The organism is Anaerotignum lactatifermentans, assembly GCF_014982935.1.
GTDB lineage: Bacteria > Bacillota > Clostridia > Lachnospirales > Anaerotignaceae > Anaerotignum > Anaerotignum lactatifermentans.
Map to the genome: position 1 here is coordinate 1 of NZ_JADCKK010000079.1, position 9,574 is coordinate 9,574.

Annotated in this window: 10 protein-coding genes; 4 read left to right on the plus strand and 6 right to left on the minus strand. The window is 47.0% G+C overall.

Translation table 11 applies throughout. The features are described 5' to 3' along the window. The 5 genes from INF29_RS13020 to INF29_RS13040 form a co-directional block, all read right to left on the minus strand. The coding region (locus INF29_RS13020; protein WP_193485085.1) for a transposase at positions 1-100 on the minus strand (100 nt) is incomplete at its 3' end. Between the two features lie 423 nt (positions 101-523). Further along, entirely contained in the window at positions 524-982 is a 459-nt protein-coding gene (locus INF29_RS13025) for a GNAT family N-acetyltransferase (protein WP_087988835.1), read from the minus strand. 330 nt (positions 983-1,312) lie between these two features. Further along, positions 1,313-1,657 carry a hypothetical protein gene (locus INF29_RS13030; RefSeq protein ID WP_193487090.1) on the minus strand — a complete coding sequence of 115 codons (345 nt, stop codon included), beginning with the start codon at positions 1,655-1,657 and terminating at the stop codon, positions 1,313-1,315. A gap of 83 nt (positions 1,658-1,740) precedes the next feature. Then, positions 1,741-3,672: a non-hydrolyzing UDP-N-acetylglucosamine 2-epimerase gene (wecB, locus tag INF29_RS15410; RefSeq protein WP_330608338.1), complete on the minus strand. Its 1,932-nt coding sequence runs from the start codon at positions 3,670-3,672 to the stop codon at positions 1,741-1,743. 80 nt (positions 3,673-3,752) lie between these two features. Then, positions 3,753-4,631 (minus strand): fumarylacetoacetate hydrolase family protein, encoded by an 879-nt coding sequence (locus tag INF29_RS13040; RefSeq protein ID WP_072848140.1) that lies wholly within the window; start codon positions 4,629-4,631, stop codon positions 3,753-3,755. A 384-nt stretch (positions 4,632-5,015) separates the two neighbouring features. Here INF29_RS13040 and INF29_RS13045 point away from each other — a divergent pair, with 384 nt between their 5' ends. Further along, positions 5,016-6,236 carry an argininosuccinate synthase gene (locus INF29_RS13045; RefSeq protein WP_072848142.1) on the plus strand — a complete coding sequence of 407 codons (1,221 nt, stop codon included), beginning with the start codon at positions 5,016-5,018 and terminating at the stop codon, positions 6,234-6,236. A 337-nt stretch (positions 6,237-6,573) separates the two neighbouring features. Continuing rightward, positions 6,574-7,953 (plus strand): argininosuccinate lyase, encoded by a 1,380-nt coding sequence (gene argH, locus INF29_RS13050; protein WP_193487092.1) that lies wholly within the window; start codon positions 6,574-6,576, stop codon positions 7,951-7,953. 63 nt (positions 7,954-8,016) lie between these two features. Here the strand turns inward: argH and INF29_RS13055 are convergent, their stop codons facing one another. Next, positions 8,017-8,259, minus strand: coding sequence for a hypothetical protein (locus INF29_RS13055; RefSeq protein WP_193487094.1), 243 nt, complete (start codon positions 8,257-8,259; stop codon positions 8,017-8,019). 141 nt (positions 8,260-8,400) lie between these two features. Between INF29_RS13055 and INF29_RS13060 the strand changes: the two genes are divergently transcribed. After that, complete coding sequence (locus tag INF29_RS13060) at positions 8,401-8,847, plus strand: GyrI-like domain-containing protein (protein ID WP_193487096.1); 447 nt, start codon at positions 8,401-8,403, stop codon at positions 8,845-8,847. A gap of 11 nt (positions 8,848-8,858) precedes the next feature. Further along, positions 8,859-9,395: a hypothetical protein gene (locus INF29_RS13065; RefSeq protein WP_193487098.1), complete on the plus strand. Its 537-nt coding sequence runs from the start codon at positions 8,859-8,861 to the stop codon at positions 9,393-9,395. Positions 9,396-9,574 lie beyond the last annotated feature (179 nt).

Genomic DNA, 9,574 nt, shown 5'->3' on the forward strand with positions numbered 1-9,574 from the left:
TTAACTTTTTATAAATCACCTGTCTGCGATATTTAGGTGCAAAAACAATATGATATTTGCATCTCCATTTGGAATGTGATAAACTTCTTATGTCATTCATTGACAAAACCTCCTGCTTCTATAATTTGGGTTGCCAGACCATTTTCATTATAACGCAGGAGGTTTCTTTCTTATACTAAAGTATTTTTACCTACCCCCAGTTGAACTGGGGGTTTTGTCATACCTGTTCGGCGTACAATAACAAAACCCCCTGTTGTTTCCACGACAGGGGGTTTCAGATTTTTTACTTTTTTCAAGAATGCGGAAGGGTTTGGGGAACAAAGAGTTCCCCAACTAGAATCCGTAGTCGGAATTCATTTCCGACGAGGAAAAGCCGAAGTTTCAAGGCTTTTTAGCCGATGGAACTTTGACTTTATACATCTGTCAACTCGTCAAAGGCTTGAATGAAATGAGCCTTTGACGACAGGGGGTCGACTTTTTCGACACCCTGAACCCCCTGTCCTTCCACGACAGGGAGTTTTCTTTATCTGCCCAACACGTTTTCTGTTGTATCTTCTCCCGTAAGGGACTTGGAAAATTTATAATGGAAGTTCTGCATGCCTTCCCGCAGATAAAACCGATGGGTATTTTTCCGCAGCTGGTTGCAGGCAACTTCTATCTGCACACAGCCCGCTTCCTTTGCCAAATCACTGGCGTATGTGAGCATTTCGCCGCCGATACCGTTGCTTCTGGCGTTTTTATCTACAGCAAATTCCATGATTTCCGCCACAAGAGCGGCATGGTGGAGCTGTCTTTCCATGCGAAGATGGAGAACGCCTTTCACCTGCGTTTCTTCTTCCCATACCAAAAAAACATGGCGGCTGTCCACCAGCATCTCCCTATACATCTGGGAAAAAGCGTCCCATGGCAGTTCCTTTTCCTCCATATCACAAATCAGTTCATAAATGCCACGGCAGTCCTCTGCCTTTCCTTTTCTGACCATGCAACCCCTCCATTTCTGCCAAAAACCCATGGAAAACCCTACCAAATCATGATAGAATAAAGTAAGGGTTGCCGTTTGGCGGTTCAGTCACTTTCCCACGAGGGGAGGTGATACGATGGTTACCTATAACGAATTGTTTCAATTCTGTTTAGTGATCATTGGTGTTATCACCTTATGTCATTTACATAAGAGATCATAAAAAGCGACCGCCTAACCTGCGAAGTTAGACGGTCTTATCCACATATTCGGGACTGACCGCCTCGCGAAAAACGGCAACCCTCTTTCTAAGATTTATATTACAGCCTTTGCAAATAAATTGCAAGGGCTTTTTCATTGCCTTTCCCTACCCTCCTCTGCCTTTTCCCGCTCTTTCTCCCCTTTAAGCAGTCTGGAGAATTTCCGGGAGCGAATCACTTCAAATAGGATAGTCGGCACAAACAACAACAGAAGAAGCCCTATCCGTTTTCCAAAAGAAACCATACACTGCCCGGACGAAAAATAAAACGAATACACCAGCAAAGGCAGCGCCGTCAAAATCCATGACACCGCCTGCCAGCGAGTATAGGACTTTGTCCATGGTCTATCCCGATGGGCTTCTGGGATTTTCTGAAAACCAAAAAGTCCCACAATGCCATAAAGCAAATAGCCAAAGGCCAGCAGCCGCAGAAAATCCATAAACTCCCCCCTTTTCCTGTTAAAAAACGCACGAAAAAACGGATTGTCCGATATTTTCGTACGTCTGTTTTCAAAGTACGAAATTACTTTTCTTCTTCTTTCTTTTCTTCTGTTGTTTCTTCTTCCTCATCGTCTTCCCATTCGGAAGGGTCTACATCACCGAAGGCGGATTTCAGGAAGTCTTCGCATTCGTCAATCTGTTCCATCTGGAACTGTACGGAATCCAGCACGGTTTCCACATTCTTTGCATATTTTTCCATAACGGGATCCACTTCTTCTTCGGTCAGATCTTCTTCAGAAGTCACTTCTTCCGCAGCTGCCGCTGTCACGTCTGCTGCCGCTTCTGCCACAGGTGCTTCTTCTGCGGGAGTTTCGTCTGCAACTGCTGCTTTTTCTACTGCTGCTTCATCTGCATCCAGTTCGTCCAGATCCAGATCGTCCCAGTCTTCTTCTTCATTGCGGCGTTTTGCCTGCAATTTTTCTTTATATGTTCTTGCGTCTTCTTTCAGTTCCTGGGCTTTTTCTGTCATGCGGAATGCGGCGCTTCTTACTTTGGGCTGCATTTCGTCCGCTTTATCTGCAACCTTTGTTGCCACTTCACGAACACGGGGCTGAAGCTGTTCCGCTTTTTCCCCAACAGTTCTTGCTACACTGCCCAGTACAGCGCTTGCTTTTTCCAGTGCGCTGCCTACAGCCTTGCCCAGACCGTCTTTTTCCAGACCTGTGCCATTTTGCAGCACAGTCAGCAGTCTTTCCGCTTCATCCACATTGATGAGCCCTTTTTCCAGCATGCTCAAAATTGCCATACGTTCTTCTTTCATAGGTTTTTCCTCCTTGCCGCTGCTTTTTGCCTCGGTTGTGATGGTATAATCTTCGGGGCGCGCATCCTGTTTGCCGAAAGCATAAAGGATGGCTGCCGCAATACGCTTGGAAGCGTTGCCGTCCCCGAAGGGATTTTTTGCCTGTGCCATGGATTCATAAACTTCTGCGTCTGTCAGCAGTTCTTTTGCCATAGCGTAAATGGTTTCTTCGTCAGTGCCTGCCAGTTTCAATGTGCCGGCTTCCACCCCTTCGGGGCGTTCTGTCACGTTACGCAGCACCAGTACAGGTTTGCCCATGGAAGGCACTTCTTCCTGCAAACCGCCGCTGTCTGTCATAACAAAGAAAGAACGGCACATCAGGTTATGCATATCTTTCAGATCCAGAGGGTCTGTCAGGTGGATACGAGGGTTATTCCCAAGGATACGGTGTACCGGCTCCACAACGGCAGGGTTTTTATGGACAGCGTAAACCACTTCCACATCGGGGAAGTCTTCTACAATGCGTTTTACCGCATGGCAGATATTTTCCAAGGGCTGTCCCAGATTTTCCCGGCGGTGGGCAGTCATGGCAATGACACGTTTGCCCTTGAAGTCGATGGTGTTCAGTTCTTCTTCATGGAAGGTATAATTTTCTTCGATGGTATGTGCCAAAGCGTCGATAACTGTATTGCCGGTGATGAAAATGCCGTCAGCGTCGATGTTTTCTTTCAGCAGATGTTCCTTTGCCAGTTTGGTAGGCGCAAAGTGCAGGTCTGTGAGGGCACCTGTCAGGCGGCGGTTCATTTCTTCGGGGAAAGGCTGATACTTATCATAGGTACGCAGACCAGCTTCCACATGACCCACTTTCACCTGATTATAATATGCAGCCAATGCACCTGCGAATGTGGTGGATGTGTCCCCATGGACCAGTACGATGTCGGGTTTTTCTTCCGCCATGACTTCTTCCAGCCCTGTGAGAGCACGGGTGGTGATGCCTGCCAATGTCTGGCGGCTCTGCATGATATTCAGATCGTATTTGGGATGCAGATCGAAAGTCTCCAGCACCTGATCCAGCATTTCTCTATGCTGGGCGGTGACGCAGACGATGCTTTCGATGCCTTCCGTCTGTTCCAGCACTTTCACCAGAGGTGCCATTTTGATGGCTTCGGGACGGGTGCCGAATACACTCATTACCTTAATCATATCTTTTTGCATAATATTCTCCTTTTATGTTACCAATGTTACCCAACGAAACAGACAGAGGAACACCGCCAGAAGTGTCAGAAAGGTCTTCCTTATTTGACTTCGTTGGTCAGTTTGCCGATGCCTTCGATTTCACAGGTGACCACATCGCCGGCTTTCAGGAATTTCGGGGGCTCAAAGCCCATGCCTACCCCAGCGGGGGTACCCATGGCAATGATGGTGCCTGCCTGCAAAGTCATGCCCTGAGAAAGCTGGCTGATGACTTTTGCCACGCCGTTAATCATCAGGGATGTATTGCTGTCCTGACGCAGTTCTCCATTCACATAGGAACGGATGGACAATGCGGGAGGATTTTCAAACTCATTTTTTGTCACGATCCAAGGACCGATGGGTGTAAAGTCATCCAGACTCTTACCGAAGTACCACTGTTTGTGGGATGTCTGCAAGTTTCTTGCGCTGACATCATTCAGTACAGAATAACCGAATACATAGTCAAAAGCGTCTGCTTCTGCCACGTTTTTGGCGTCCTTACCAATGATAACAGCCAGTTCCGCTTCATAATCCAGACTGTCTACAATATCAAAATGTCCGTCGATGGGTTCTCCATCCCCAACGGCACGGTTCACCCGTTTAGAGAAATAAATGGGCTGGGGGCGTTCGCCGCCGAAAGCCTCATCGTGGAATCTTGCCGCTTCTTCCGCATGGGCATAGTAATTGATGCCCAGACAGATCACGTCCTGTTTGGGGTGCACAATGGGAGAAAGCAGACGCACTTCTTCCATAGGAATGCCGTCCATCAGTTCCGCGTTTTTCTCCAGCTTCTGCATTTTGTCTTCAGTCATGGAAGCGATGAATTCTGTCATATTCACCAGACCGCAGCCCAGATAGTTCACGGGAACCACTTCCTGTCCGTTTTTCTTCAAAATGCCTACTGCTTTGTGTCCACCCTGCATATATGTCAATACCTTCATACCATATGCCTCCTTCTTCTTTCGCTCTTTTTTCTTTTGTAAAAACAAATGATTTCTATCCCTAATCATATCACAAAAGGGGCTTTTCGCAAAGTAAAATGTGTCTGTCTGCCCAAAGACGGTACAAAAAACCATGCATACATAATATACATTCACCATACATATTCAACTATGCATCAAAAACTGTATATTATTTGTATACACGCCTTGAAATATCCATAAAACAAAACGATATTTGCATAATTATTTAATAAATACTACCAAAATACATATAATTTTGCATTTTACTCTTGCAATTCCAAAAAATGCTATGTATAATAGACTCATAAATATTCAAGAGCATACACGATGACACATCGTTCGATTACAAGGAGGAAAAATATCATGAGCAAAGAAAAAATCGTATTGGCATATTCCGGCGGCTTAGACACATCCGTTATCATTCCCTGGCTGAAAGAAAATTATGACGCAGAAGTTATCGCAGTTTGCGGCGACGTTGGTCAGGGCAAAGAAACAGAAGGTCTGGAAGAAAAAGCACTGAAAACAGGCGCAAGCAAACTTTACATCGCTGACCTGACAGAAGAATTCATCACAGACGCGATTTACCCTTGCATCAAAGCAAACGCAGTTTACGAAGGCAAATACCTCTTAGGTACTTCCATGGCTCGTCCCATCATCGCAAAGAAACTGGTTGAAATCGCCAAAAAAGAAGGCGCAACAGCTATCTGCCACGGCGCAACAGGCAAAGGCAATGACCAGGTACGTTTTGAACTGACTATCAAAGCACTGGCACCTGAACTGAAAATCATCGCTCCCTGGCGTCTGGATACATGGGGCATGCAGAGCCGTGACGACGAACTGGCTTATCTGGAAGCACATGGCATTCCTTTCGAAGCAAGCCACGACAACTCTTACAGCCGTGACCGCAACATCTGGCATCTGAGCCACGAAGGTCTGGAACTGGAAGACCCCGCAAACGAACCGAACTACAAACATCTCCTGCAGCTGGGTGTATCCCCCGAAGATGCTCCCGATGTACCTGAATACATCACACTGGACTTTGAAGCAGGTATCCCCGTTGCAGTCAACGGCGAAAAACTGGGTCCCGTGGAAATGCTGAAAAAACTGAACGAAATCGGCGGCAAAAACGGTATCGGTATCGCTGATATCTGCGAAAACCGTGTGGTAGGTATGAAATCCCGTGGCGTATATGAAACACCCGGCGGCACCATCCTTTACTACGCACACCGTGAACTGGAATACCTGTGCACAGACAAGAAAACACAGGCGTTCAACGAAGTGGCAAGCAACAAATTCACAGAACTGGTTTACAGCGGCGAATGGTATACACCTCTGCGTGAAGCGTTAAGCGCTTACTTCGACAAAGTAAACGAAACTGTAACAGGTACTGTGAAACTGAAACTGTACAAAGGCAACATCATCCCTGCCGGCAGCACTTCTCCTTACAGCCTGTACAACGAATCCATGGCAAGCTTCACCACAGGCGAACTGTACAACCACAAAGACGCTGACGGTTTCATCAACCTGTTCGGTCTGCCTCTGAAAGTTCGCGCGATGATGATGGCAAACCACGAAAACAAATAATTTACGAAAACATATGCGGGGGCAGCTCACCTCGCCCCCCATTTGTTCATACATTACAAAAGATAAAAACATGGAAACTGCCCTGAGCGGTTTCCATGAATCAAAAACCAAACGGAAACATGGACGCACTGGTTCATCTACAGTCAAACAAAACTACCTTCACTGCCTATACATGACCCATGAATCAGCAGGCTTCCAGAAAACCATGGTCAACAAAAACCGGCATGGATACTCTATGCCATAGGTTTTTCGGGGCTGTCCCAAGGGAACAGTCCATTTTTTCTTTATCACTAAAAATTGCGGGCTTTCGCCCCATGACATAGAAAGGAAGATTTTTATGCAGAAACTTTGGGGCGGACGCTTCACCAAATCCACAGACAGCTTCACAGACCATTTCCATTCCTCCATCGGCTTTGACAGCCGCATGTATCACGAGGACATCACCGGCAGTATGGCACACGCAGCCATGCTGGGCAAACAGGGCATTATCCCCCAGGAAGACGCAGACCTCATTGTGAAAACACTGGGTGAAATTTTAGAGGACATCGAAGCAGGCAAAGTAACTTTCGACGAAAAAGCGGAAGATATCCATATGAATATGGAAACCATCCTCATCAGCCGCATTGGCGACGTGGGCAAAAAACTCCACACCGGCAGAAGCCGGAACGACCAGGTGGCACTGGATACCCGTATGTATACCAAAAAAGAAATCACCGAAATCAAAACTCTGGTGAAAAACCTGCTGGTGGAACTGAACACACTGGCAGAAGCCCACACAGAAACCATCCTGCCCGGTTATACCCATCTCCAGCGGGCACAGCCTGTGACACTGGCACACCATCTGCTGGCTTATGTGGAAATGTTCAAACGGGACTATGACCGCCTCTGCGACGCTTACAAACGGACAGACGTCATGCCTCTGGGCAGCGGCGCACTGGCGACTACCACCTATCCTTTAGACCGTTATTTCGTAGCGGAACAGCTGGGCTTCGCGGCAATCTCCGCCAACAGCATGGACGGCGTTTCCGACCGTGATTTCTGCGTGGAACTGGTTTCCGACCTTTCCATGCTCATGATGCACCTGAGCCGTTTCTGTGAAGAAATCATTCTCTGGAGCAGCCATGAATTCCGCTTCATCGAACTGGACGACGCTTACGCTACTGGTTCCAGCATCATGCCCCAGAAAAAGAACCCCGATATGGCAGAACTCATCCGTGGTAAGACCGGACGTGTATATGGTCACCTCATGGGACTCTTGACCACACTGAAAGGTCTGCCTCTGGCTTACAACAAAGACATGCAGGAGGACAAAGAAGCCCTCTTTGACGCCATCGACACTGTAAAAATGTGCCTGCCTGTATTCACAAACATGATCGCGACTATGACCGTGAAGAAAGACAACATGCTCCAGGCAGCCAAAGGCGGCTTCACCAACGCCACCGACGCCGCAGACTGGCTGGTAAAACAGGGCGTGCCTTTCCGTGACGCTCACAGCATCATCGGCCATCTGGTGCTTTACTGCATCGAACACAACACCAATCTGGACGACCTTTCTCTGGAAGAATATCAGGCAATTTCCCCTGTATTCAACGAAAGCGTATACGACGCCATCAGCGTGAAACAGTGCGTGGAAGCAAGAAACGTCATCGGTGGCCCTTCCAAAGCCATGACTACAAAGGCTATTGAAGATAACAAAGCTTATCTGGAAAAATTGTAATAGTAGGATTAAAAAAGCTGGAATCCTAGGATTCCAGCTTTCTTTGCTTTCTCATAAAACAGTTTATTTCTCTGCTTCCTCTTTGGTCAAAACCCCCTGTGTCACCACGATTTCCTCGCTGTTTTCTAGCTTTTCTCTGCTTTCTTCGTCCATTTCTTCCAGTGCGTCGGAAAGCTGCAGGTCTGTGGTCAGTTCTTCATAGGATACCTTTTTCTGGGTTTCTTTCACCTGCTCTTTCTCACCACAGCCAGCCGCGGAGAAAGAAAGAAGCAACAGAATAGGTATAATTTTCGTGATGGGTTTCATAGACAGCCTCCTCAATTAGCATCAACTAACTTTATGGTGAGGATATCATGTTTCGCTGGCTTTTGCAATGTTTCTCACAAAAACACTTGCAAATGATTTTAACTGGGGTTATGCTCTCTCTAACAAAAAGGAGGGAACGCCATGGCATTTTGGCTGGAAATGAAAACAGCATACTGGGATGCTCTGCCCGTCCAGTATTTGTGCCGCACAGGGGCTTACGGCAAGGAAAACGCCGCTCTTATGGCAGAAATGAAAAACCGCATCACCAAAAAAGGGCTCTGGCAGGAAGATACCACCATATGGGCAGTGCCTTGGGACAATCCCCATACAACGCTGCCCCATCTGTGCCGCTACGATGTATGCACCCAAGGGTCGTTGGATTTGCCTATCCAAACACTCCCCTGCGGAAAATATCTCATTTTCACCCTGCCCCACACCACAGAAGCCCTTGCACAGGCATGGGCAGGCTGTTTCAACGCCGCGGCGGCACAGGGCTATGCCATAGACTTTGGCAGACCGATCATGGAACGCTATGTCAAAAAAGAAGTGGACAAACACCATTGTGATCTTTGTCTGCCTATGATCTAAGGAGGTACTTTATGAGCTGTATTCTCTATATCGCATCAAATAATCCCCTGCCTTTGCAGGAAAATCCCCACGAGAAGCCGCTTTCTGTCAGAGAAGCCCTTGCTCTTGGCATCACTGACCTGCCGGATTATCTGCTGGCAGAGGATTTTGACAAAGACAAACCGGACGTTGTCCTTTACGCAGACCGAGATGTGGTCATCCATGAGGACGGCACTGTGGAGGATGGTAATTTTCCCGACGATTTTTCCATATTTCCCATAGAAAAAGATATTTCCATGCAGACCAAAAAAACTTACTGCGCCCAAGTCCAATGGTATTTCACAGCAGAACGGGCAGAAGGACTGATTTTATATCTAAAAGAACAACTGCAAAACACAGAAGAAGTGGAACTCTGGCATGGCTGGCTGGACAATCATTTCTCCCATCCTATCCAAAGAAAAGAAATCTCCATAGACACCCTCACGGTGGCAGATATTGCCACTTTAGATAAGGCGGATGTGGTGACGGAACCACTGATTCACTTCTGCCTGTCCATTACCAGAACATAAAAACAGCGTGGTACAGCAACTTCCCCTTAAGAAAACAAAAAAGCCAGAATCCTTTATATGATGAACTGAACCCAAAAAGTTAGACAATATTTTCAAATTAAAATTGTTTAAGAAGCCAGAAGGGCTTGTTGTCTGTAAATTGCAGGTGGCAAGCCCTTTAACTTTGCTTTGATTCGATG